The following is a 25,573-nucleotide window of genomic DNA, read 5'->3' on the forward strand; positions in this document are numbered from 1 at the left end:
TATCTTTATATGCGCCTATCTTCCTTGATACTTTTTCTTTGTTTATGTCTGTTGCAACCCACATTAGCACAAAAAATTGGTCAAAATAAATCCTTTAGACCTTTCATATCGATAGATGAAATATTTAAAAAAGCCGCAAAAGAAAACAAGCCGGTCTTTTTTGAGGCCTTTTTGCCTACTTGTTCGCATTGTATCGCCTATGACAAAACCTTAAGTCTTCCTACCATCAAGACCTATTTGGACAAAAACTACCATGCCTATCAGTTGGATTTAAGCCAGCGAGAAAACAATGCTTTTTTACGTTCGCGTAAAATTTTCATTCCATCTACGCCGTCTTTTATTGTTTTTTCTCCACAAGGAAAAGTTTGGAATATTGAACCTGTAGGAGAAACAACGAATTCCGTGAATGGCATTATTCAATTATTGAATGCTGCAAAAAGCCCGATGCAGAACCAAGCTCAATTGCTGGAACGCTATGGAGCAGGTGAAAGGAATAAAGAAAACATGATTTCTGCTGCCTATTTCACTCGCTTAAGTTTGGATACCCTGAAAAATGTGGCATTGGTCAATGACTTGGTTCAATTGATTAAGCCTGAAGAATTTGAAGGACAAACCAGTTTTTTGCTCATCCAAAAGGTCATGATGGACGATGACAATGCCCTTTTCCAACATTTCATTACTCATCTAAAAAACTACGAAGGCAAATTTGATAGTTTGGAAGTCAGACAAACTGCAGAAAATACCATCATGACTAGTTTATATAGCGGCCGCGCTAGAACCTACAGTCCTGAGCGCCTTCAACGTTTAAAAAATGGCTTACAGGCCATTGGATTAAAACCTCAACAAATCGCCGCTCGATTTATCTACCTAGAAGTGTTGATCGATTTAGATAAAAAGTGGGTGGAACAAGCGGTAACTCGGGTAAAAAATTACTATGGAGGAAAAGCTATTCCAGAAAAAGAAAAAGAGTTTTGGTGTAAACTTTTAAAAAAGCCGGGTAGTACGGAGTGCTTACTTCCATAAATACTCATTTCTTTAAAAACCTCATGGAACGAATTGGTATTTTGCTCAAAAAAAAGTAAATTTCTGAATCGTAAGCCTTCATCCTATTTAAACTAATCCATGAAGAAAAGTATATTATCCATCTTTGTCTTTGTTTTCTTAATCACTTCTTTTGGCTTCACCCCTACTATTGGTGGGGAAGAGAGTTTAGAGTCTGTATTTAAGCGTATCAAAGATGAGGTTGATCAAAATTCCTTGGCTTATTCTTCATTAGGGACTGCCTGCCAAACCCTAGGCCATCGCCTGACAGGGAGCGAAAAAGGAAAAAAAGCGGAAGAATTTGCCTTTAATCTCTTTAAGAAATATGGCTTTCGTGATACTAAATTTCAGGGTTTCCAAGTAGAAGCTTGGGCCAGAGATACTGTAACCTTATCCATTGCCCCTCCTAAATCTGATGATTTCAGAGAAGTACCCGTGGTTGCTTTAGCGATGACTCCCGTAGAAGCGAATATTACGGGGACCATGGTGGACATGGGTAATGGTCTTGATGTGGATTTTGAATCAAAAAAAGAACAAATCAAGGGTAAAGTAGCCGTGATGAATATTGGATTGATTGATCCTAAGCCTGGACAAAAGAACCTACACCGGTCTGAAAAAACGGCTTTAGCCATTCAATATGGCGCCATTGGGGTGATTTTTGTCAATACTGTCAAAGGACAAGTTTTATTAACCGGGACAGCCTCTGTTACTGGAAATTTAATTTCAATCCCTGCCGTGTGTATCAGTTGGGAAAGTGGTGTTGAAATCCGTAAATGGATGTTGGAACAACCTGGACTTTTGAGTTTAATTGAAATGCACAATGTGAGCAAGCCTATCAAGGCTCGCAATGTAGTGGCTACGTTGAAAGGTGATAACAAGAAATACCGTCGGGAGAAAATTATTATTGGGGGTCACTTAGATTCTTGGGACTTATCCACGGGAGCGATCGACAATGGTATTGGTTCTTTTTCGGTCATCGATATCGCCAGAACATTTAAGGCATTAGGCTTAAAAAACAAAAGAACCATTGAATTTGTCGCTTTCATGGGTGAGGAAGAAGGTTTACTTGGTTCCAGAGCCTATATAGAAAGGGCCAAAAAGACTGGGGAGATTGATGAAATCGTGTACATGATTAATTTGGATATGACAAACAATGTCTCTGGTTTCAATGCAGGAGGTAGAGATGAATTGGTGGCATTATTAAAAGAAATTGGTAATAAAATCAAGTCGATTGACCCTGCTTTTGGAAATGAGATTAGCAATAGTGCTGGATTACATTCTGACCATCAATCCTTTTTATTAGAAGGAATTCCAGCCAGCGCACCGATAGGCCGATTAGAAAAACGGGTCTTAGATTGTTATCATGCAAACTGTGACTCTTTTGATTTAGTTAACAAAAAAGAATTAGAAAATACCGTAAAATATACAGCTATGTTGTTGTATGGAGTGGCCAATGCCAATGCCATACCAGCAAAAAAACTAGATTTTTACTCCACTCGTGATTTCTTCATCAAGCAAAATTTGAGGAGAGATTTAGAACTAGGCAATGACTGGCGCTGGGGTAAAGATTGATAGCATACATTTTTGATTTCACTTATTAGATTATTCCCTAAAAGCATTGTAACATTATGAATAACCAGAACCCTTCCTTTTTCGATCATAAAATGGAAATTGTTCCTGAATCATCCTTCAAATCCATCATCAAGGTTATTGGTATTGGTGGTGGTGGCTCCAATGCGGTTCGCCACATGGACAACATGAAGATCAAAGGAGCGGATTTGATTATTTGCAATACTGATTCTCAAGCTTTAGCTTCTAATCCTGTTAAGACTAAAATCAAACTAGGAGAACAAGGGCTAGGGGCTGGTACAGATCCAGAAGTAGGAAAATTAGCTGCCCTAGATAGCATTGATAAGATTAATGCCGTTTTAACCAATGGCACTGAAATGCTTTTCATTACCGCAGGTATGGGAGGAGGAACAGGAACGGGGGCTGCCCCAGTGGTGGCTGAAATTGCTAGAAAAAGAGGTTTATTGACCGTAGCTGTAGTGACTGCACCTTATGCTTGGGAAGGTCGCGAAAAAATTCAGTATGCCTTAACAGGGATTCAAGAATTAAAAACCTATTGTGATACCGTATTGGTTGTCATGAACGATAAGCTAGCTCAAATATATGAGAAACTAGCCGTCAAAGATGCTTTTGCTAAAGCGGATGATGTATTAGCCAAAGCGGTAAAAAGTGTGGTGGACGTCATTGCTAAACCCGGAGATATCAATACGGACTTCATGGACGTAAAAAAGGTATTGAAAAATGCAGGTCAAGCCATGATGAGCTCCGCTTTAGGAACAGGCGAAGACCGGGCATTTCAGGCCATTGCTGAAGCATTAGAATCTCCCTTATTAAATTCTCAGGAAATTAAAGGAGCAAAACGCATATTAGTAACCGTATCTACTAGTTCGGAACATGCTTTAGTCATGAGCGAACAGAATATCATCATTGAATACCTAAATGGTCGTATCAATGATCAAGCCGACATGGTGAAATTTGGTTTCTCCACAGACGATGATTTAGGAGAAGATTTATACTTAACGGTGATAGCTGCTGGATTTGAACATGAGCAAAATGCCTTGGATGATTTCTTATTCAGTGATACGAGACATTACGGCACAGCCAATAAACCAGCCTCATTAATCTCAGGTGCTACTGTTGAATTTGATGAGTTTGGAACCACAAGTTCAGCTTCCACGGAAAGTGAAGAAGTACGTTTCCAAAAAATGGTAGACCACTATAAAAAAGGTGGGCCGGATGAAAGCGACTTCGCCATTCCTACGTATCAAAGAAACCAAATTCCTTTGTATGATTTGGGCCGAATTCCTCAAGAAGAATGGATTGAAACTCCTTTATACGAAGATTAACAATTTTTGATTTTCTGCACTGCTTCGCGAATTATTTCTTGACTGGAGTAAGCCACCTCAAATTCCGAAATTTCGGCCACTCCACCCATGGAAATACCTGGTCTACGGTAAATCATGTCCGACTCACGCGTGGTCCTTGCACTAAGATGAACGGCATCGACACCAGCATCAACTAGTTGTAAGCAATTTTGAGGATTGACTCCACTTCCCGCCATGATCTGAATTCGGCCTTGAGCAGCTTCTACCATGGTGGCTATCGCTTCAATTCCTTCCATCGCCTTGTTTTTTTGACCCGACGTCAGAATTCGATCAAACCCTAAATCAACCAAAGCTTCCATTACTTCCAATGGCTCCCTAGAAACATCAATAGCTCGGTGGCAGGTGAGCTCCGCTGATTCTCCAACAATATATTTAACCTCCTTTAAAAAGTTCATATCGATATCGCCATGTGAGGTAAGCGCCCCAATAACCATACCATGAACTCCCAAAGAAAGAAATTGATCAATCTCGGCTAACATGGTTTTTTTCTCCCAAGTATCATAACAAAAATCTCCACCGCGAGCCCTCACCATCACATGAATTCCTAAAGAAGTTTGGGATAATGCTTCTACAACTAGACCAGCCGAAGGACTTGTACCTCCTTCCCAGGGTGAGGCACATAATTCCACGCGATCTGCTCCTGCTTGGTCAGCAGCTAAACAAGAAAATAGTGAATAGCTACAAACTTCAACAGAGATAGTACGGGATTTTGACATAAAAAATAGGGCTCTATAAGCGTTAAAACGAGTTTATTTTTATTTATTCAAAATTTAAAAAATAAATCTTTCATAAATATTTTTTTATTTTACTTTTGCAGTCCGATAAATCTTTGATTCTTAAGAATCTAAAAGAGAAAAGGACCAACATTTGAATCTTTAAGAATTAAAATTAAACATATGTACTGGACACTAGAACTTGCCTCCTATTTAGAAGATGCACCATGGCCTGCTTCAAAAGATGAATTAATTGACTACGCAATTCGTACAGGATCTCCCTTAGAAGTAGTGGAGAACTTGCAAGAATTAGAAGATGATGGACAACCTTTTGAAAGCATCGAAGAGATTTGGCCTGATTATCCAACCAAAGACGATTTCTTCTTCAATGAAGACGAATATTAATGAAAGGAGGCGAAAGCCTCTTTTTTTATATCCATGATTAATTGTCCCTTCGCTTGATCTCTCAAACTAATCCCCCAGCGTCGGTACAAAATATCTTCCCAGCATTCCGCCATTTCATCATTTTTCAAATAATTCAGCTCGCCTTGTAAATAAGGTAATGAGCTATGGATTAATTCCAATCCCTCTTTTTCATGTTCACAATGCTCCAGTACTTTCAGTGCCGTGAAACCATATATTTCTCTTAGGTGTTTGGCACTACGTTCACTTATATGCAACTCAGCGATACGTTGCTGCCAATGTTCTTCGTCCATTTTTTCTCCCCCAAAAAGTAAATAGTCCTTTGTACGGCAAGTCTGTTTATAACGATGCAGTACTTCTTCCTCCACAATATTCATCGTATCCTCAGCCATAACACGATAAGTGGTCCATTTCCCTCCCATGATGCTAACCAACTTACTTCGTTGGTCTACCTCTACTTCATGATCACGTACCAAAGACTTGGTGTCTGATTGCATAGCATCAGAAAGACCTACTTGCAATAAAGGTCTTTGACCGACAAAACCAGAACAAACATCTTCTTGCTTAGCCTTGTTCAAGGCAAAACGGTTAAAATAGTCTAATAAATAGGCTTCTTCTTCCGCTCTGATCTTAGGATCTTCCATCAATTCATCAGGCTCATCGGTAGTTCCTACCAGCACATAATCCCTCCAAGGAATAATGAAGACAACCCGACCGTCGTCTGTTTTGGGAATTAATAAGGCCGTATCACCCGACCAAAAAGATTTAGGTAATACAATATGGGCTCCTCGTGAAACTTTCATTCTAGGTTTCAATTTAAGATTAGCCAATTGGCGGATATGATCGGTAAAAGGTCCTGTGGCATTCACCACGACTTTACAACTTACTTCATGTTCCTCCCCAGAAATTAAATCTTTGAAATGAATCTTTTTAATTTTTAAACTTTTGGGACTTAGACCAAAGTGACTCAATTCACAATAGTTTACAATGGCGGCTCCTTCCTTTTCCGCCGACTGCAAAATAGCCAAGGCATAGCGTGCGTCATTGAGTTGCCCATCGTAATATAAAATCCCTCCTGACATACCCTTCACCTGCAGATTAGGTACTAGGCGCTCCATTTGTTGATTGCCTAATCCTTGACTGTTTTTCAAATTGGTCGCTCCCGATATTCGATCATACAACCACATGCCAATGCCATAATAAATCCGATCCCACCAAGAATAACAAGGAGTCAATAAAGCCAAAGGATGAGCTAAATGTGGGGCATTTTGCAGCATCACTTTCCGCTCATGCAATGCCTTATACACCATTTTAAATTGTTGCCAATCGACATTCCTAACAGCTTGTTCTAGGTAACGAACGCCACCATGAACTAATTTGGTCGATTTCGAAGAGGTTTGTCCAGCGAAATCCCCTTTTTCTATCAATAAAACCTTATAACCACGCAATACAGCATCCAGGGCCACTCCGGCACCTGTTGCCCCACCACCTATGATACAAATATCATATTCAGATTCATTTGCTTTAATTTTTTGAAATTGATCAATCCGGGAAAATGCCATGAACTAAATTTAAGCTTGAAAAATCCGCAATCCGACGAATTTACTAAAGAATCAGGAAAATAAAACCGAAAAGATTCCATTAATATTGATATAAATGAAAGAGATTTTATAATTTTGCAAACCTTTGATGGGTCTGTACCCATTTAATGAAAGGTCAATACAATTAGACTCCTGAAATAAGGACGTAATATGGCAAAGAAAGAAACTAAAGAAACGATTGAAATTATTGAAAGCCCAGAGGCACTACAACAAGAATTAACCAAGGTCTCTGGATTTTTTGAAAAAAATAAAACTTCTGTGTTAGGATTAGGCGCCATCATCGTGGCCTTAGTAGTAGGAACCTTAGGTTACAAGTGGTACACGCAGACTCAGGATGAAGAAGGTGAGAAGAAATTATTCAAAGCCGTTTACGCTTTTGAATCTGATTCTTTATCGAAAGCAACAAAGGAATTAAATAAAATTTCCGACGAATTTGGTGGAAATACACAAAATTTGGCCGATTTATATCAAGGTATCGCCTTATTGAAGCAAGGTAAATTTAATCAATCGATTGAAAAATTGAAGAACTTCAGCAGCGGTGATTTACTAGTGCAAGCAAGAGCTTATTCCTTAATTGGAGATGCGTATGTAGAAAAGAAATCGTTTGGTGAAGCCATAGATTACTACAAAAAAGCCGCTGATTATAAGCCAAACAAATTCTTTACTCCAACGTATCTTTTGAAATTGGCTACAGCTTATGAAGCTAATAAACAAGGTAAAGAGGCATTGGCAACCTATACGGATATCACGGAAAAATTCCCAGAGTCGGCAGAAGCTGTACCTGCTAAGAAATATAAAGCTCAATTAGAAAGCTCTATCTCTGAATAATTAGATAAATTTTTATATCAGGAAGGGATAAGAGCAACAGCTTTTATCCCTTATTGTTTTAATCCATCCAAGATGTCATCCCAACATAAAAATTTAAGTGATTTTTCGACAGAAAGCCTTCCAGCCATTCAAGATAAGCAATTTGCCGTTGTCGTTTCTGAATGGAACACGGAAGTGACAGACGCTTTGTACCAAGGCTGCGTGAAAACGTTACTTGCCCATGGAGCTAAACCTGAATTCATTCATCGAGTACAAGTACCTGGTAGTTTTGAATTAAGCTTAGGAGCTCAGAAATTAGCTCAAAAACCCGAGATTGATGCAGTCATTTGTTTAGGTTGCGTGATTCAAGGCGAAACACGTCATTTTGATTTTATCTGTGACGCCGTGGCAAAAGGAATTACTGATGTAAGTTTAAAATACGACAAGCCTGTCATCTTTGGTGTGCTAACACCCAATAGCCAGGAACAAGCGATGGATCGTGCAGGTGGAAAACATGGAAACAAAGGCGATGAAGCTGCCATAACTGCTATCAAAATGCTAGCTATATAAACCCATAATATAACCTATATGCAAGTTTGGAAATTTGGAGGGACCTCCGTTGGAAAACCAGAAAGAATGAAGTCGATCCGTCAATTAATCACAGAAGACGGAAAAGCGAAAATCGTGGTATTATCAGCTCTTTCAGGAAGTACCAATTCCTTATTATCAATTTCAGAATCCTTAAAGGCTGATCAAATTGCAGAAGCAAAAGATAAGGCCAAAGCATTACGTGATCACTACGATGTTTTTTTGTCAGAATTATACCAAACAGAACAAGGTTTAGCTAAAGGGAAAGCTATAGTTGATAAAGAATTTGCTTTTATTAATGAACTAATTGCAACGAGCCCATATGGCACAAAGCAAGAAAAGGAAATGGTTGCTTTAGGTGAGTTATTATCGACCCAAATATTTGAAGCATATCTACAAGAAGAGGGAGTTAATTCTTTATTACTTCCTGCTTTGGATTTTATGGTGATTGATGAAGACAATGAACCCATTTTAAAGAAAATCGAGGCGAATTTGGGAGCAATTTTGGCCAAAGAGCCTGGTAAGCAAATTTACATTACCCAAGGTTTTATCTGCCGTAATCCGCAAGGAGAAGTGGATAATTTGAAAAGAGGTGGCTCGGATTATACGGCTTCATTGATTGGTGGAGCTATTGCTGCTGAGGAAGTCCAAATCTGGACGGATATCGACGGCATGCACAACAATGATCCGCGTATCGTGAAGAATACCTTCCCTATCCGTGAACTATCTTTTGCTGAAGCAGCAGAATTAGCCTATTTCGGGGCAAAAATTTTACATCCAAGTACCATCACTCCTGCCAAACTAAAAGGTGTTCCTGTACGTTTGAAAAATACCATGGAGCCTAGTGCTTATGGAACATTGATTTCGGAAAAATCTACCGATATAGAAATTAAGGCCATTGCTGCCAAAGATAATATTACGGCCATTTACATCCATTCAACACGTATGTTAAATGCCTATGGTTTCTTGAAGCGTGTATTTGAGGTATTCGAGAAATATAAAACTCCAGTGGATATGATTACCACCTCGGAAGTTTCTGTTTCTGTTACCATTGATCAAACCACCCACCTAGATTCCATCATGAGTGAATTGAGAGAATTTGCGGAATTGGAAAATCCAGATAAAGACCAAGTGATTATTTGTATCGTGGGGAATTTCTGGGCTGATAAAGAAGGAATAGCCCTCAAAGTATTGAATGCGATGAAAAACATCCCGATTCGCATGATTTCTTATGGTGCTTCGGAACATAATATCTCCCTATTGGTAGATGCCAAACATAAAAATGAGTCATTAAATGCCTTAAACGAAGGTTTATTCTTCTAAAATTGATCCTATGCTAACGCTTGCTTTTATCCGTGCGAATACAGAAGTAACCATTCAAGGTTTACAGAAAAAACGTTTTTTTGAAGCTGAAAAGGTAGTTGAGCAATTGATTTCCTTAGACGACAAGCGTAAAACATTATTGCAGCAAGCAGAGCAAGCTTTAGAGAAATCCAATGCCGCGGCAAAGGAAATTGGGGCCTTGATGAAAAATGGTCAAGCTGATTTAGCTGAATCCAAAAAAGCAGAAACGGCGGCTTTAAAAGCAAGTATCAAAGAGTTGGGGGATGCTGCTAAAAATGCAGAGCAAGAAGTATATGAACTTTTGGTAACCCTTCCTAACCTACCCCACAGCTCTGTACCTGAAGGAAAAACTGCTGAAGACAATGAAGTGGTTTTAAGCTGGGGATCTATTCCCAATTTAGGAGATGCTGCGCAGCCTCACTGGGATTTGATCAAGAAATATGATATCATCGATTTTGATTTAGGAAACAAAATCACAGGAGCAGGTTTTCCTGTATACAAAGGTAAAGGTGCTCGTTTACAGCGTGCATTAATTAATTTCTTCTTAGATGAAGCCATCAAGATCGGTTATTACGAAATTCAACCTCCCATTTTGATCAATGAAGATTCGGGGTTTGGTACAGGTCAATTACCTGATAAAGAAGGTCAAATGTATGTGACCAAAGAGGAAGGGCTATATTTAATCCCTACGGCTGAGGTGCCTATTACCAATTTGTATCGGGATGTCATTGTAAATGAAAAAGAATTACCGATTAAAAATGTAGGACACACACCTTGTTTCCGTCGTGAAGCGGGTTCTTGGGGTGCTCATGTACGTGGTTTAAATCGATTGCATCAATTTGATAAGATTGAGATTGTACAGATTCACAAACCTGAAACATCATATCAAGCCTTAGAGGAAATGTCTCAGCATGTCCAAGGCCTTTTACAGAAGATGGAATTACCATACCGTGTATTACGTCTTTGTGGGGGAGATATGGGTTTTGCTTCGGCCTTGACCTATGATATGGAAGTATGGTCAGCGGCTCAAGGACGTTGGTTAGAGGTGAGTTCTGTCTCAAATTTTGAAACATTTCAGGCAAATCGTTTGAAACTACGTACCAAAGTGGACGGAAAATCCATCCTTTGCCATACCTTAAACGGATCAGCCTTAGCTCTTCCACGCATCGTGGCGGCTATTTTAGAAAATAACCAAGGGCCAGATGGAATCAAGATTCCTCAGGTTCTAGTGCCATATTGTGGCTTTGAATACATTAACTAAGCCCTTCTACGCTTAGTCGAAAACCTTCGCCGTGCAGATTCATCAGCTGCACGCGGGGATCTTCTTTCAACATTTTACGCAGTTTGGTCATGTACACATCCATGCTTCGCGCATTGAAATAGGTATCATCTCCCCAGATTAATTTCAGGGCATAACTTCGACTAACTGGTCTACCTAAATTTTCACATAAGAGTTTCATTAGGTCATTTTCTTTGGGCGTGAATTTCTGTTCTGTTTGACCCAAAATCAATTTCATTTTTTGAGGAACATATATAAAATCCCCTAAAGCTATTTCATCTGCTAAACTGGGTACTGATTTACCGGAATGCGTTCTACGTAAAACGGCTTCAATACGTGCAACCAACACATCCATGGAAAATGGTTTGGTCAAATAATCATCAGCCCCTACCTTAAATCCCTGTAAAGTATCTTCTTCCATGGACTTGGCCGTTAGAAAAATAATGGGTACGTCTAGGTGAGTCGCACGAATATCTTTGGCTAAAGAAAACCCATCCTTCTTGGGCATCATGACATCCAATAGACAAATATCAAATGATTCCTTAACAAACATATCCAAGGCTTCATCACCATTCTGAGCCCATTGCACATCGTATCCTTTCTTTTTTAAAAATTCCGACAACAATAGTCCCAAATTCGGGTCGTCTTCGGCCAATAAGATAGATGGGTGACTATTTTCCATTTTTGATGACATTAAGCAGTTGGATGAAAAGGTAAATTAATTTCAAATGTACTTCCTATACTGGGTAAGCTAGAAACTTGTACAGAACCGCCATGTGCTTCTACAATTTTTTTCACATAGCTCAATCCTAAGCCGAAGCCTTTTACATTGTGTACATTTCCTGTTGGAACTCGATAAAATGGCTCAAACACAGAACCTAGTACCTCCTTGACCATGCCAATGCCTTGATCAGAAATGCGAATACTAAGGAATGTGGGGCTTGAATTAGTACTGATGGTAATTTCAGGTTTCTCTTTGCTGTATTTAATGGCATTATCGAGTAAGTTGAAAAGGACATTGGAAATATGCACTTCGTCTACCTCTATTTGAGCATTCTGAGCATCTAACAACAAATTCAAATGTCCTCCCTGGGATTGAATCAAAGGTCCATTCATATCCGCTACTTGCTGAACTAAAGTATTTAAATTGATTTCCTTCTTTTTCAACACAATATTTTCCTTTTCCATTTGTGCCGTTTGCAATACCCGTTCCACTTGTCGGCCTAGTCGGATATTTTCTTCTTTGATGATTCCCACATACCTATTGATGGATTCATTATTGATACCATTGGACTCTTCTTGAATCAATTGGGCCGCTAAAGAAATAGTAGAAATGGGCGTTTTGAATTCATGAGTCATATTATTGATGAAATCATTTTTTACTTCAGCTAGCTTCTTTTGCTTTAAAATTGTCATTACAGCGATGTAGAAGCAGCCTATCATGGTCAACAATAATAAGGCCGATCCCAAAAAACTAAAGCTCATGGCTTCCCAAACCAAAGCTTCCTGGTTGGGAAAATAGATTTGCAAATATTGACCACTAGGACGTAAATCATTGGGAAATAATGGAGTTATGAACGAGGCTGATTGCGCCCTTGGAGTTTTCATTAATCCAGCAGAAGTATATACCCAGTTTTTATTTTTGGAAGATTCTTTTGAACCAATCCCAAAAACATAAGGCATCGTAATACCCTTTTCAGCCAATTCTTGCTTGATTAAACTATCAATATGTTTGGTGGAAACTCGCTGAGTAATGGGTCTTTCTTTAAATAGGAAATCAGCAAAAACTTCCTTCGCCATTTCTGTCTTTTTTAATACTTTTTGAAGCTCGGCCTTTTCTTCTTTTAACTTTTCGGCATCAATAGTGAGGGCATTGATTTTCTTGGTTTTTTGTTGATCTTCTTGATGTAATTGGGCTAAAAATTTAGGACGCATTCGATTCAAATCACTGATTCGCTTAGCCTCCCGAGCTCTCAATCGATTGGTCTCTTTGATCCGATTCAGCTCTTGTAAGACCCGAGGTTTTACAGCACCCATCATTTCATTGAGCTGCTTTTCTTCTCGTAATCGACGATTGATTCCCTTCAAATCGGCATTGATTTGGTATTCTTCAGTTACCTCAGCAATTTGGCCATTGGGTAACATAAATGACTTCCGAACATACAAGATGTCATTGGGCATCTCATTTTGTTGGAATTTTTTGAATGCTTGAAGCTCTGCTTGATTAAATCTAAACTCGTGGGATATATCCTCTGCAATGAGTTCCATGGGGTCATGCTGAGCCAACATAGGATCCTTCATTTGAGGAGGACGTGGAGGACTAGGAATGGCTTTAGATGCTAACTTCTTTTCCAAAGCAGCAATTTCCTTTTGCTGACTTTCATATTCTCTTTGCTTTTGAGATAGGACATAAAGCTCTTGTTTTTCCAACTTACGGACAACTTTTTCCATTCCATCTCGTATATCGGCAGCTAATTGCTCCTTTTTGGTTTCTAACATAAAACCAAGCCAATACGATTGAAAGGAAATTAAGCCAATCAATGCCAAAGTCATCAAGCCAATTATGAGTCGTATTTTCTTTTGGGACATATCTTTTCAAACCATTGAATGACAAAATTAAACGATTTATTGGTCCATTTTTCGATTCAAAGACCACTTAACATTCTTTAACAGTCAAGTATTGAATGCTTTATCTAAGTTTGTGCCGTCACAAAAATTAAAATTTTATGAAAACATTCATTTTATCGGCCCTATTGGGAACGATGGGAACCTTGGCCTTGGCACAAGATGCGCCAAAATCGGAATCTACCATTAAGATTGTGGTAGATGAAAATGGCAAACAGAAAGTCATTGAGAGGACATTTGCCAATCCTGACTTAGCGGAAGCTGGTATAAAACAATTGAACGACTCATTGAATAAGGAGATGGGGAAATCAGATGGAAAAACGAAAATCATCACGATGGATATCCGCAAAAGAGGTGGGAACAGAATGCAAATGGATGCTATGGGTTCTATGCCTCATTTGGATAAAAAAGCAATGGCTAGAGTCGAGAAACGTATGAGAAAATTAAGGACCCAGATGGATGACAAGCAGGTTCGAATTTTCCGTCATGGGCCAGATGATATGGAAATCCATATGGAAGATATGCCAGGAGGGAAAAATTTCAAATTTGATTTTGATGAAAATAGCCCTGAATTTCGTGGACTAAGAAGACTTCAGGAAGATGGATTTTCGATGGCTGGGCAAAATTCTGCCTGGGGTCAAGCATCGAGCACGATCAAAGGTCTCTTTGCCAACCCGAATCATCCATTTAATGGTAAATTAAATATTCGTTTCCATGCTCCTGAAAAAGGAACTGTGGCCATTACGGTAAGAGATGTGAATGGAAAGGAAGTGGCTTCTGAAACTGTCAAAGATTTTCAAGGCCGCTATTTAGGTCAAGTCGACTTAAAGAAAGCAGCATCTGGAGTATATTTTGTGCAAGTTACCCAAGGAAATGATGGAGCTGTAATCCGAGTAAAAATTGATTAATATTCAATCCGCTTAATAGAAAAACGCCTAGTTTCAACAACGCTGTCAAGGTTTAAAACCTTGACAGCGTTAGGCAAATCTAACTCTTTCCTTTCCCCAATCAGTTTTAAAAACTGATAAATATTGGACAAAATCAATTCATTGATTTTGTCTGTAAATTACCAAGAAACTGTTTAAGAATTTTAGTAAAAAAGTAGACTTTTACCAACGCTGTCAAGGTTTAAAACCTTGACAGCGTTATTAAAAAATAAAAATTAAAACAAAGAACCCGTTTGAGATTTAGGCTCAATACCCACATGTCGATAGGCCTTTTCAGTAGCTTCTCTACCTCTGGACGTTCTTTTCAAAAACCCCTCCTGAATTAAAAACGGCTCATATACCTCTTCAATCGTTTCTGCTTCTTCTCCACAGGCCGTAGCAATGGTGGTTAAACCTACAGGCCCACCTTTGAATTTTTCAATGATGGTTAACAAGATGCGATTATCCATTTCATCCAACCCATTCATATCCACATCCAAAGCCTCCAAAGCAAATTTGGCAATCTCCACATCAATATTTCCAGTCCCCTTCATTTGAGCAAAATCACGTGTTCTCCTCAATAAATTATTAGCAATACGAGGCGTTCCTCTACTTCTTCTAGCTATTTCAAAAGCACCCGTTTCATCAATAGGCATATTCAAAATAGTTGCTGAACGCTTCACAATGGTCGTTAATAATTGGGCATCATAATACTCCAACCTGGCATTGATTCCAAATCTGGCTCGTAAAGGCGAAGTCAACAATCCCGCTCGGGTGGTCGCTCCAATCAAGGTAAATGGATTCAAGCCTATCTGTATACTTCGGGCATTAGGTCCCGAATCCAACATAATATCAATTTTATAATCCTCCATGGCCGAGTATAAATACTCTTCAACTATCGGATTTAAACGATGTATTTCATCTATAAATAAAACATCATAAGGCTGTAAATTGGTTAATAAACCCGCTAAATCAGATGGTTTATCCAATACTGGCCCCGAAGAAATTTTTAATGCTGAACCTAATTCATTCGCTATAATATGTGAAAGGGTGGTCTTTCCCAATCCCGGAGGGCCATGCAACAACACGTGATCCAAGGCCTCCTCTCTGGCCTTCGCAGCGCCCACAAATATTTTTAAGTTCTCAACAATCTTACCCTGTCCCGTGAAATCAAAGAAACTCAAAGGGCGTAATGCCTTATCTATTTCTTTTTCTTGCTGAGGTAATGACTCAGAATCTCCCTTCAAATAGTCTTCACGCATAAAACTTGAAAATTTATAATCCTTAATCAAAGATAAATTTAAGCCTGCAATAAATGACCATTTCAAGCAAAATTAAATTCGGGAAATAAAATCTATACTCTAAAAAAAAGCCTATTTTTATTGATAAATTTCATATTTTTGAAGGTACTTAAACCTTACATAATGAGTTCTATTTTTATTGGAGAATTAGCTGGAACAGCCAGTTTGATTTATTTAGGAAATGGTGTAGTTGCCAATGTTTTGTTAAAAGGCACAAAAGGCCATCAAACTGGATTACTGGCTATTGCTGCCGCTTGGGCATTTGCAGTCACCATTGGTATATTCATTTCAACCTATTTTGGTAGTCCTGGAGCTCATTTAAATCCCATTGTCACCATTGCTGGATGTGTCAAAACTGGAGATTGGTCTCTTTTTACTACGTATGTAGGTGGCCAGTTAATAGGTGCTATGCTAGGTCAACTATTAGTTTGGATTCATTACCATCCCCATTATCAAGTAACGGAAGATCCAGGAGCCATCAAAGCTTCCTTTTGTACGGACCCCGCTATCAAATCGTGGCCATTCAATTTTATCTCCGAAGCTTTTGCCTCCGCCCTCATCATTGTTGCTTTAGGTACTTTCTCTAGTATTGAACATGGCCTAGGCCCCTTTTTAGTAGGCATTCTTGTATGGGCGGTCGGATTAGCCTTAGGTGGAACTACTGGTTATGCTGTAAACCCAGCGAGAGATTTAGGACCTCGTATCATGCATTTCATTTTACCTATTCCAAACAAAGGAAAAAGTGACTGGGAATATGCTTGGATTCCCGTTTTAGGCCCATCAGCGGGTGCTTTAATTGGCGCCTATTTACTTACATTAAACTCATAATGACGCATGTATATCGGATCCATTGACCAAGGAACAACAAGTTCTAGATTCATTATATTTAACAAAGGAGGAGAAATTATCTCCATGGGCCAGAAAGAACATGAGCAGATTTATCCTCAAGCTGGTTGGGTAGAACATAATGCTGAGGAAATTTGGCAAAATGTACAAGAGGTCATTGGGTTGGCACTTGGTAAAGCCGGATTATCCGCCCGAGATATTGCTGCTGTTGGGATAACCAATCAACGAGAAACTACCGTAGTTTGGAATAAAAAAACAGGAAAACCCTACCACCATGCCTTGGTTTGGCAAGATACTCGTGTTGGAGCTGAATTAGCGGAACTCGCCCAAGATGGCGGAATGGACCGTTTCAGAGCTAAAACAGGTTTGCCTTTAGCCACCTATTTTAGTGGACTTAAATTGCGTTGGTTACTCAATCATGTTCCAGGTTTACGGGAAGATGCCTTGCAAGGTGTAGCCCTATTTGGAACCATGGATACCTATATTTCTTGGCAATTGACTGGTGGAACCGAAGGTGGAATTCACATTACTGACGTCACCAATGCCAGCAGAACGCAATTAATGGACTTAGCTACTTGCGCTTGGGATGACGAAATATTGAACGTGCTGAGTATTCCCAAAGCTATGCTTCCTGAAATTAAAGCGAGCTCTCAGGTTTATGGAAAATCAAAAGGGGTTTTAGAAGGCGTGCCATTGGCTGGTATCCTAGGCGACCAACAAGCCGCCCTAGTTGGCCAAACCTGTTTTGATCCTGGCCAAGGAAAAAACACGTACGGAACAGGTTGTTTTCTATTGATGAATACGGGTACACAAGCCATCCCTTCCCAATTTGGTTTACTGACCACCGTAGCATATCAATTGGGAAATGAACCCGTACATTATGCCTTGGAAGGATCTGTGGCCATTGCTGGCTCCCTTGTACAATGGCTTCGAGATAATTTAGGCCTCATCCAAAACAGTCCGGATATTGAGAATTTAGCTAAAGAAGTGGATGATAATGGAGGCTGCTATTTTGTCCCTGCTTTTTCAGGCTTATATGCTCCATACTGGAAACAAGATGCCAGAGGGGTTTTAGTCGGTCTAACTAGCTATGTCAATAAAAGTCATATTGCTAGAGCAGCTTTGGAAGCCACAGCATTTCAAACCTGGGAAGTTTTAGAAGCCATGGAAAAAGACGCTGGGATCTCCATTTCTTCTTTGAGAGTAGACGGAGGAATGGTCGTCAACCAATTATTGATGCAATTCCAGTCTGATATATTAGGACAGGAAGTCATTTGTCCAAAAATTATAGAAACTACTGCTTTAGGCGCTGCCTATGCTGCAGGTTTAGCGGTGGGCTATTGGGAAAACCTTGAAGATCTGAAGAAAAATTGGGCAATCCAACACCGTTGGAATTCCCAAATGGAAGACAGCAAACGTTCCCATATGAAAAAACAATGGAAGAAAGCCGTCTCAAAAAGCTTTAACTGGGAGGATTAACCTCGCTTCACCTTAGGGGCATCAGCACGGGTAGTTCCGTAAGCTGGACAATTGGTATTTTGTGAACATGCAGCACAAACAAAAGTGGCAAGCAACACGATGGCCAATACTTTTTTCATATAATTAGTTTTAAACAGATGCTAATGTAGTTTTTGATTTAATCTCAAGCTCAATTCTTGCTTTCAAATCCTCCTCCTGTTGTATCGTCACCGCCTGGTTATAGCCTAAAATATTCAACATAGAGCTACTATTTTGCTCCTCAGAAAACAAGCGCGTTGTCACGGTTCCATCCTCCAATCGGTCAATGATTACGTGTTTAGGCGCAGGGATTAAACAATGTTGAATACCACCATATCCTCCCAAGGACTCTTGATAAGCACCTGTGTGGAAGAATCCAACGTATTGTCGCTCAGTTGCTTCCTCAAAAATAGGTAAATATAAATCAGAACTATGCGCTTCCGTATTATAAAAATCCATGGAATCACATGTTAAGCCACCCAAATTTACTTTTTGGTATGGAGAACCCCAATTATTCACTGGAAGCATGATGTACTTTTGATTCATTCCCCAAGAATCCGGTAATTGAGTAATGAAAGAACCATCTATCATATACCAAAGCTCCTTATCATTTTGTAATTTTTGATCAATAATCTCATACAAAACGGCTCCACTTTCCCCCACTGAATAAGAACCGAATTCGGTAAATATATTTGGCACAGGTACGTTATTCTTATTGCAAATCCAGGAGATAGATTCCACAATTTCATCCACCATAGCCTGATAATCGTAATTGAATTGCAGTGAAGTCTGAATTGGTAAGCCTCCTCCTAAATCAATGGAATCCAATTCAGGACAGATTTTTTTGATATCACAATATTTGTAAATAAATCGACTTAACTCCGACCAATAATAAGCACTATCCTTAATTCCTGTATTGATGAAGAAATGTAACATCTTCAAATTAAAACGAGGATTAGGCTTAATTTTCTCCAAATACAAGGTATTTACATCGGAATATCGTACCCCCAAACGAGAGGTATAGAATGCAAAATCAGGTTCCTCATCCGTCGCAATACGAATCGCTAAGTTCACCTTATCGGCCGTTACCGATTTCTCATAAAAATCAATTTCCTTCAAATTGTCCAAAATTGGAATACAATTGAATCCTTCATTGATAAACTCTGAGATGTATTGGGTATACAATGGCTGCTTATAGCCATTACATAAAATATACGTTGATTTAGAGATTTTTCCACGCTCATACATATCACGGATAATCGGTATGTCAAAGGCACTACTTGTCTCTAAATGCACATGCTGCTTGATCACTTCATCCAATACAAAAGAAAAATGGGAAGATTTCGTACAATAACAGTAGGTATAATTTCCCTTATAATTGTATTTCTTAATCGCGTTTCTAAACAATAATTTGGCATTATCTATATGCTCCCCTATCTTGGGCAAATAGGATAATTTTAATGGCGTACCATATTGTTTAATAATCTCCATCAAGGGCACATTATTAAACAATAACTCATTGTTCTCATTGATATTAAATTCCCGAGTGGGGAATTCAATGGTTTGATCAATTAGATCGATGTAATTTTTCATGGATACTTACCAAATTAAAAAACGAGTACTCTCGAATTGTGGAAAAACGTGCAAAACTGCAATAAAAGTATGTACTTTGCAAACTATTCTATACAATGTTACATGCCAAAAATTCATTTTATCGCTATAGGTGGTGCGGCGATGCATAATTTAGCCTTAGCACTTCAGGTTCAAGGATATATAATTTCAGGTTCTGATGATGAAATCTATGAACCCTCTAAAAGCTTGCTTGCCCAACATGGCATTTTACCAGAAAGTTTTGGATGGTTTCCCGAGAAAATCACCTCTGATGTAGATTGTGTGATTGTAGGGATGCATGCCCGTGCCGATAATCCTGAATTGCTAAAAGCACAAGAATTAGGTTTACGTATAGAATCCTATCCCTCGTTCTTGTACGAACATAGTAAAAACAAACAGCGTATTATCATTGCCGGTAGCCATGGTAAAACCAGTATTACTTCCATGGTGCTCCATGTGCTAAAGGCACTCCATAAAAAATTCGACTATTTAGTTGGTGCTCGAATTGAAGGTTTTGACTTAATGGCATCTTTATCTGATGCACCTATCATCATCATTGAAGGGGATGAATATTTAGCCTCTCCTATTGACAGAAGGGCAAAATTCTTATTGTACCAAGCACATATTGCCCTGATTTCTGGCATTGCTTGGGATCATATCAATGTGTATCCCACTTTTGAATCTTATACAGAATCGTTTGAAAAATTAATCCAGTCCATGCCAAAGGCTGGAAATTTATTTTTCGACCAAACGGATACCACACTTGAACAATTAACGGAATCCTGTCCAGATCATACGGAAAAAACAGGCTATGCGGCTCATCCTTCTTACATCAAAAATGGGCAAACGATTTTAAAAGGTTTGGATGGTAAAGAATATGAAATCCAGATTTTTGGAGAACATAGCTTGAAAAATCTGAATGGAGCGCGTTTACTGTGTGAACAAGTGGGTGTGTCTACTAGCGATTTTTACCAAGCCATACAATCGTTCAAAGGTGCGGCAAAACGACTAGAGCTGGTCGGGAAATCGGATTCTTGTTTATTCTATAAAGATTTTGCCCATGCTCCATCAAAGGTGAAAGCCACCACCCAGGCGGTCAAGAATCAATATCCACAAAGAAAACTGATTGCTTGCTTAGAATTACATACGTTCAGTAGTTTAAACCCTGCGTTTTTACCGCATTATGCCAAGACATTACAAGCTGCTGATGTAGCTGTGGTCTATTTAAGCGAACATGCGCGTGAAATCAAAAGAATGGACCGAATGGAGGATAATCAAGTGCAGCAATATTTTGAGCACCCTAATTTACTCATTCTAAGAAATCCCGCTGACTTAATGGCTCATCTACTAAAACAATCCTGGCCCCAAAGTAACCTGTTGATGATGTCATCAGGCACATTTGATGGGCTAGATTTTATAAGCTTAGCCAAACAGATGGGACTAAGCATTGAGTAATTGATCCAATTCAGCTTTAAATCCAGTCAAGAGAATCTCCTTCATGCTGATTTTACGTTTCTGCGTATTAATCTTACTTTGAATGGGCTTCTCTTCCATTTGACGGTCTTGCTCAGCCTGGGCGATAAAACTTTCCAATTCACTGCGCTCTTTTTTCGTCATGTAATCCATCTGATTAATCATGATTTTCAATTGCTCAATTCTTGGTTTATCGTTCAAAGCTGGATGGCGGTATGAAATTACCCGTAACAAGTAATTCATTTCGAATATCTTATCGCAAATATTTCTGAAACGCTCAGCCAAACTACGATCCAACGATTTCATTTGAGCTGTAATTTCTTTCCATTTAACTAAATAGGCCTTAGCCATATCTGCAATGGCTGGCATGTTAACCTGATCGCTCAACTTAGACTCTAATTCTTGGGTCATAGCAACTAACTCCTGAACGCGAGGGTCGATACGCGGCTTAACTTCAATTCCTTTAATACGATTGTATTTTTCAAAAAACATATCGTTTGCCTTTTTGAAATTCTTCCAAAGCATCGATTGTTTTTTAGGAGGCAAGCCTAGTACTGTCTTCCACTCCCTCTGTAATTCTTTTACCTTTCCCACAGAATCATCGATATCTGGTGCTTTTCTCAATTGATGCACCCCATCGATAAACCCTTGAAGTTTGGCTATTTTCTCATCTATGATTCGATTCTTTTCTTCAAAATACACTCTTCTACGCAAGAAAAATGCTTCTAAAATAGCTTGAAAAGTATCGGTTAATTCGTCTTGAAATTGGCGATCAACAGGACCTGTTTTAACCCACTTGGATTTAATCTCCACCAATTGTTCTGTGGCTACCAATACATCATCTCCATGAGCCGCATTTTTAGCATCCTCAATAAGAGCTCGTTTAATCTCTAAATTCTTTACTTGATTTTGATGAATCAAAGAGCGCAAAAACTCTTCTACTTTTTCTAATTCATCAAACAAGGGTTTGAAATCTCCTAAACCATCAAACTCAGCCAAATAGGCTTTCATTTGAACTACCTTAGTCAAAAATGAACCTTTGTTTTGAACTTCCTTGACTTCACTCGATAGATCAGTCACCTTTTTCTTTGCCAATTCAAATCGATTGACAAAATACTGAAGTGCTTCTTGTTCTGTATTACGAACAAAACCTATTTCACGCTCGGGAAAGTTTAGAAATGCTTTGATATAAACTTTGCCGTCTCGACAAAATCCGTATTCATTGGAGGTGGTTGCTTCCATCTTTTTGATATGAGAGAGCTTCAAGCAAATGCTCTGGCTCAAAAATTAGGTGTGGTTTAAATAATCTTATTACAAAGCCCTAAATTATTTAAATTTTAATAAATCTCTAAACAATTTGAATTAATAATCTTTTTAAAAATATAAGCAAACCGAAAATAATCAAGAAACTGTTTCCAGCTTTTTCCGATATTTGTAGCTTATTAAAATTCCAAACCCCGCATGAGCAACGAAACAATCATATTTTCCATGGAAAGGGTCTCCAAGACTATCCCTCCTCAGAAAACTATTTTAAAAAATATTTACCTGTCTTTCTTTTACGGAGCTAAAATCGGTGTGCTTGGTCTCAATGGTTCTGGTAAGTCTACCTTGCTTCGAATTATTGCGGGCATCGACAAATCCTATACAGGTGATGTGGTATTTTCTCCTGGTTATTCCGTGGGTTTATTGGAACAAGAACCACAAATAGACCCCAACAAAACGGTATTAGATGTAGTAGAAGAAGGTGTAGCCGAAATTAAAAACTTGTTGAAGGAATTTGATGAAATCAACGAGGCCTTTGGTGATCCAGATGCCGACTTTGACAAATTACTGTCGCGACAAGGCGAAGTGCAAGAAAAATTGGACCACTTCAATGCCTGGGAACTTGATAACCGTTTGGAAAAAGCGATGGATGCATTGCGTTGTCCTCCATCCGATGCTCTCATTAGCACCTTGTCTGGTGGAGAAAAAAGACGTGTAGCCTTATGCCGCCTCTTACTTCAAGAGCCAGATGTATTATTACTCGATGAGCCTACCAATCACTTGGATGCCGAGTCCGTTTGGTGGTTAGAAGAACACTTACGTCAATATAAAGGAACAGTCATTGCAGTGACCCACGATCGTTATTTCTTAGATAATGTGGCTGGTTGGATTTTGGAACTAGACCGTGGTGAAGGTATTCCTTGGAAAGGAAATTATTCATCTTGGTTGGAACAAAAGCAAAATCGTTTGGCCCAAGAGGAAAAAACGGAGTCCCGGCGTCAGAAGACTTTACAACGCGAATTAGAATGGGTGAGAATGGCTCCAAAGGCACGTCAAGCTAAATCTAAAGCGCGTATAGGTGCGTACGAAAAACTCCTTTCAGAAGAAAACAAACAGAAAGAAGATAAATTAGAAATCTACATCCCAGCAGGTCCACGCTTGGGTAATAAGGTCATCGAAGTACAAGGGGTTTCCAAAACCTATGGTGATAAGCTACTTTTTGAAAACCTAAGTTTTTCTTTACCTCCAGCAGGTATTGTAGGTATTATTGGACCCAATGGTGCAGGTAAAACGACCTTATTTAAACTAATCACGGGACAAGTTCAACCAGACACAGGAAGTTTTGAAGTGGGTGAAACCGTACAACTGGCTTATGTGGATCAGGAACATCATCAATTAAAAGCTGAAAAATCCGTTTTTGAAACGATTTCAGATGGAAATGATTGGGTTATGTTAGGCGGAAAGCAAAGTAATGCACGTGCCTACGTGAGTAAATTTAACTTCAATGGCGCTGATCAAGAGAAAAAAATAGGTAACCTATCCGGTGGAGAGCGTAACCGAGTGCATTTATCCATGATGTTGAAAGAAGGGGCCAACGTATTGCTTCTGGATGAGCCAACCAACGATTTGGATGTGAATACCCTTCGTGCCTTAGAAGAAGGTTTGGAGAATTTTGCCGGTTGTGCGGTAGTCATTTCCCACGATAGATGGTTCCTTGACCGCATTGCTACACATATTTTGGCCTTTGAGGGTGACTCACAAGTTACTTGGTTTGAAGGTAATTATTCAGAATACGAAGAAGCTAGAAAAAAACGCTTGGGCAATGACATTAATCCTAAGCGTATCCGATACAAGAAATTAAACTAAATGAGAGGAGTCATCACCATTGCAATGCTAGTACTATCCAATGTCTTCATGACCTTGGCTTGGTATGGGCATTTACAATGGAAAGAAAGTTCCTGGCTGAAGCATGCGGGTATATGGTCCATCATCCTGTTCAGCTGGGGACTAGCTTTTTTTGAATATATGATGCAGGTTCCTGCCAACCGAATTGGATTTAAAGAAAATGGAGGACCATTCTCTTTTTTTGAATTAAAGACTATTCAAGAAGCTATATCCCTGATAGTCTTCACCCTTTTTCTTATTTTCGTTGTCAAGTCCGAAAAACTAGCTTGGAATCATTTCTTGGGATTTGGCCTGATACTTCTGGCAGTTTATGTTATTTTTAAAAAATGGTAAACTCCGAAGGGATAAAAAATTACTGATACAATGGAATCTAGAGAAAAAATAAATGCCCTGTTAAACGAGATGAGTAAAGTGGTGGTGGGCCAAGAAAGGTTGATCAATCGACTTTTAGTGGGCTTATTCACGGGTGGCCATGTGCTTTTAGAAGGCGTTCCAGGTTTGGCAAAAACATTGACCATCAACACATTAGCCAAGATTCTCGATCTCAATTTTCACCGTATTCAATTTACTCCAGATTTATTACCTGCCGATTTGGTTGGGACTATGATTTACAATCCCCTAAAAAATGAGTTTGAGGTAAAAAAGGGTCCTATTTTTGCACAAATCATCCTAGCTGATGAAATAAACCGTGCTCCAGCCAAAGTACAATCTGCCTTATTGGAGGCCATGGCGGAAAAGCAAGTAACCATTGGTGACACAACCTATCCCTTGGACAAACCCTTTTTGGTTCTAGCTACTCAAAATCCAGTAGAACAAGAAGGAACATTTCCCTTACCTGAAGCTCAAGTAGATCGCTTTATGCTGAAAGTATTCCTGAACTATCTGGATAAAGAACAGGAATTAGAAGTGATGCGTAAAATGTCTAACATGGACTTCCAATATGAAGTGAAGACCATCATGAATTTGGAAGATATTCAGAAAATCCGAAAGGAAATCAACCAAATAACCATTAGCGAAACCTTAGAAAAATACATCATTGAGCTCATTTTTGCCACTAGAAATCCTGCGGAATATGGATTAGTCCAAGAGGCCAATTACATCCAGTTCGGTGCCTCTCCACGGGCAAGTATCCACCTGAATCTGGCCGCCAAAGTGATGGCTTACTTGGAAGGACGTGATTATGTGTTGCCAGAAGACATCAAAGAAATGGCCCCAGATGTGTTAAATCATCGTATCATTTTAAATTATGTGGCTGAAGCAGATAATATAAGTACCCTTCAGATTATCCAATCTATTTTAAGTAGCGTTGCGATTAATCGTTAATTAAACGGGTAAATTTGATTGTCGATTTTCTTTTATAGACAATGAAATCCCTG

Annotated in this window: 23 protein-coding genes; 15 read left to right on the forward strand and 8 right to left on the reverse strand. The window is 39.0% G+C overall.

What is annotated here, in order from left to right; genetic code table 11:
- Window positions 1-9: 9 nt before the first annotated feature.
- The 3 genes from EWU23_RS10405 to ftsZ all read left to right on the forward strand — a co-directional run bounded on the left by EWU23_RS10405 (window position 10) and on the right by ftsZ (window position 3,956).
- Window positions 10-1,023: a thioredoxin domain-containing protein gene (locus tag EWU23_RS10405; RefSeq protein WP_166231874.1), complete on the forward strand. Its 1,014-nt coding sequence runs from the start codon at window positions 10-12 to the stop codon at window positions 1,021-1,023.
- 99 nt (window positions 1,024-1,122) lie between these two features.
- Complete coding sequence (locus tag EWU23_RS10410) at window positions 1,123-2,613, forward strand: M20/M25/M40 family metallo-hydrolase (RefSeq protein WP_166231876.1); 1,491 nt, start codon at window positions 1,123-1,125, stop codon at window positions 2,611-2,613.
- 56 nt (window positions 2,614-2,669) lie between these two features.
- A complete protein-coding gene (gene ftsZ / locus EWU23_RS10415; protein ID WP_166231878.1) occupies window positions 2,670-3,956 on the forward strand; it encodes a cell division protein FtsZ in 1,287 nt (428 codons plus the stop codon).
- Here the strand turns inward: ftsZ and EWU23_RS10420 are convergent.
- On the reverse strand, window positions 3,953-4,711 hold the full coding sequence (locus EWU23_RS10420) for a copper homeostasis protein CutC (protein WP_166231880.1): 759 nt from the start codon (window positions 4,709-4,711) through the stop codon (window positions 3,953-3,955). The two genes, ftsZ and EWU23_RS10420, sit on opposite strands and share 4 nt — an antisense overlap.
- 180 nt (window positions 4,712-4,891) lie before the next feature.
- Between EWU23_RS10420 and EWU23_RS10425 the strand changes: the two genes are divergently transcribed.
- The gene (locus tag EWU23_RS10425) at window positions 4,892-5,113 is read left to right on the forward strand and encodes a DUF2795 domain-containing protein (RefSeq protein ID WP_109324052.1); all 222 of its coding nucleotides are present in this window, start codon (window positions 4,892-4,894) and stop codon (window positions 5,111-5,113) included.
- On the opposite strand, the gene EWU23_RS10430 is transcribed toward EWU23_RS10425, so the two are convergent.
- Window positions 5,110-6,693 (reverse strand): glycerol-3-phosphate dehydrogenase/oxidase, encoded by a 1,584-nt coding sequence (locus EWU23_RS10430; RefSeq protein ID WP_166231882.1) that lies wholly within the window; start codon window positions 6,691-6,693, stop codon window positions 5,110-5,112. The genes EWU23_RS10425 and EWU23_RS10430 overlap by 4 nt on opposite strands.
- Before the next feature lie 189 nt (window positions 6,694-6,882).
- On the opposite strand from EWU23_RS10430, the gene EWU23_RS10435 reads away from it, so the two are divergent.
- The 4 genes from EWU23_RS10435 to serS all read left to right on the forward strand — a co-directional run bounded on the left by EWU23_RS10435 (window position 6,883) and on the right by serS (window position 10,732).
- Window positions 6,883-7,560 carry a tetratricopeptide repeat protein gene (locus tag EWU23_RS10435; RefSeq protein ID WP_166231884.1) on the forward strand — a complete coding sequence of 226 codons (678 nt, stop codon included), beginning with the start codon at window positions 6,883-6,885 and terminating at the stop codon, window positions 7,558-7,560.
- Between the two features lie 72 nt (window positions 7,561-7,632).
- Window positions 7,633-8,109: a 6,7-dimethyl-8-ribityllumazine synthase gene (ribH, locus tag EWU23_RS10440; protein WP_166231886.1), complete on the forward strand. Its 477-nt coding sequence runs from the start codon at window positions 7,633-7,635 to the stop codon at window positions 8,107-8,109.
- A gap of 18 nt (window positions 8,110-8,127) precedes the next feature.
- Complete coding sequence (locus EWU23_RS10445) at window positions 8,128-9,450, forward strand: aspartate kinase (protein WP_166231888.1); 1,323 nt, start codon at window positions 8,128-8,130, stop codon at window positions 9,448-9,450.
- A 10-nt stretch (window positions 9,451-9,460) separates the two neighbouring features.
- A complete protein-coding gene (gene serS / locus EWU23_RS10450) occupies window positions 9,461-10,732 on the forward strand; it encodes a serine--tRNA ligase (RefSeq protein WP_166231890.1) in 1,272 nt (423 codons plus the stop codon).
- On the opposite strand, the gene EWU23_RS10455 is transcribed toward serS, so the two are convergent.
- The gene (locus tag EWU23_RS10455) at window positions 10,725-11,432 is read right to left on the reverse strand and encodes a response regulator transcription factor (protein ID WP_166231892.1); all 708 of its coding nucleotides are present in this window, start codon (window positions 11,430-11,432) and stop codon (window positions 10,725-10,727) included. The genes serS and EWU23_RS10455 overlap by 8 nt on opposite strands.
- Window positions 11,433-11,443: 11 nt before the next feature.
- Complete coding sequence (locus EWU23_RS10460) at window positions 11,444-13,339, reverse strand: ATP-binding protein (protein ID WP_166231894.1); 1,896 nt, start codon at window positions 13,337-13,339, stop codon at window positions 11,444-11,446.
- A gap of 137 nt (window positions 13,340-13,476) precedes the next feature.
- Here EWU23_RS10460 and EWU23_RS10465 point away from each other — a divergent pair, with 137 nt between their 5' ends.
- A complete protein-coding gene (locus EWU23_RS10465) occupies window positions 13,477-14,283 on the forward strand; it encodes a T9SS type A sorting domain-containing protein (RefSeq protein ID WP_166231896.1) in 807 nt (268 codons plus the stop codon).
- A 254-nt stretch (window positions 14,284-14,537) separates the two neighbouring features.
- On the opposite strand, the gene ruvB is transcribed toward EWU23_RS10465, so the two are convergent.
- Complete coding sequence (gene ruvB, locus EWU23_RS10470; protein WP_166231898.1) at window positions 14,538-15,563, reverse strand: Holliday junction branch migration DNA helicase RuvB; 1,026 nt, start codon at window positions 15,561-15,563, stop codon at window positions 14,538-14,540.
- Between the two features lie 162 nt (window positions 15,564-15,725).
- Between ruvB and EWU23_RS10475 the strand changes: the two genes are divergently transcribed.
- Both EWU23_RS10475 and glpK read left to right on the forward strand, forming a co-directional pair.
- On the forward strand, window positions 15,726-16,430 hold the full coding sequence (locus EWU23_RS10475) for an MIP/aquaporin family protein (RefSeq protein WP_205753154.1): 705 nt from the start codon (window positions 15,726-15,728) through the stop codon (window positions 16,428-16,430).
- Window positions 16,431-16,436: 6 nt separating this feature from the next.
- Window positions 16,437-17,927 carry a glycerol kinase GlpK gene (gene glpK, locus EWU23_RS10480; protein WP_166231900.1) on the forward strand — a complete coding sequence of 497 codons (1,491 nt, stop codon included), beginning with the start codon at window positions 16,437-16,439 and terminating at the stop codon, window positions 17,925-17,927.
- On the opposite strand, the gene EWU23_RS14170 is transcribed toward glpK, so the two are convergent.
- The gene (locus EWU23_RS14170) at window positions 17,924-18,046 is read right to left on the reverse strand and encodes a hypothetical protein (RefSeq protein ID WP_262495125.1); all 123 of its coding nucleotides are present in this window, start codon (window positions 18,044-18,046) and stop codon (window positions 17,924-17,926) included. The two genes, glpK and EWU23_RS14170, sit on opposite strands and share 4 nt — an antisense overlap.
- A gap of 10 nt (window positions 18,047-18,056) precedes the next feature.
- Window positions 18,057-19,538 (reverse strand): type III PLP-dependent enzyme domain-containing protein, encoded by a 1,482-nt coding sequence (locus tag EWU23_RS10485; RefSeq protein WP_166231902.1) that lies wholly within the window; start codon window positions 19,536-19,538, stop codon window positions 18,057-18,059.
- A gap of 102 nt (window positions 19,539-19,640) precedes the next feature.
- Here EWU23_RS10485 and EWU23_RS10490 point away from each other — a divergent pair, with 102 nt between their 5' ends.
- Window positions 19,641-21,011, forward strand: coding sequence for a UDP-N-acetylmuramate--L-alanine ligase (locus EWU23_RS10490; protein ID WP_166231904.1), 1,371 nt, complete (start codon window positions 19,641-19,643; stop codon window positions 21,009-21,011).
- On the opposite strand, the gene EWU23_RS10495 is transcribed toward EWU23_RS10490, so the two are convergent.
- The gene (locus tag EWU23_RS10495; RefSeq protein WP_166231906.1) at window positions 20,997-22,271 is read right to left on the reverse strand and encodes a DUF349 domain-containing protein; all 1,275 of its coding nucleotides are present in this window, start codon (window positions 22,269-22,271) and stop codon (window positions 20,997-20,999) included. The two genes, EWU23_RS10490 and EWU23_RS10495, sit on opposite strands and share 15 nt — an antisense overlap.
- A 219-nt stretch (window positions 22,272-22,490) precedes the next feature.
- On the opposite strand from EWU23_RS10495, the gene ettA reads away from it, so the two are divergent.
- Genes ettA through EWU23_RS10510 form a run of 3 tightly spaced genes read left to right on the forward strand, consistent with a single transcriptional unit; the run spans window position 22,491 to window position 25,520 of the window.
- On the forward strand, window positions 22,491-24,158 hold the full coding sequence (gene ettA / locus EWU23_RS10500; protein WP_166231908.1) for an energy-dependent translational throttle protein EttA: 1,668 nt from the start codon (window positions 22,491-22,493) through the stop codon (window positions 24,156-24,158).
- On the forward strand, window positions 24,159-24,530 hold the full coding sequence (locus EWU23_RS10505) for a DMT family protein (RefSeq protein WP_166231910.1): 372 nt from the start codon (window positions 24,159-24,161) through the stop codon (window positions 24,528-24,530).
- 30 nt (window positions 24,531-24,560) lie between these two features.
- Entirely contained in the window at window positions 24,561-25,520 is a 960-nt protein-coding gene (locus EWU23_RS10510; RefSeq protein WP_166231912.1) for an AAA family ATPase, read from the forward strand.
- Window positions 25,521-25,573 lie beyond the last annotated feature (53 nt).

Origin of the sequence: Aquirufa beregesia, assembly GCF_011090385.1 — a bacterium.
Taxonomy (GTDB): domain Bacteria; phylum Bacteroidota; class Bacteroidia; order Cytophagales; family Spirosomataceae; genus Aquirufa; species Aquirufa beregesia.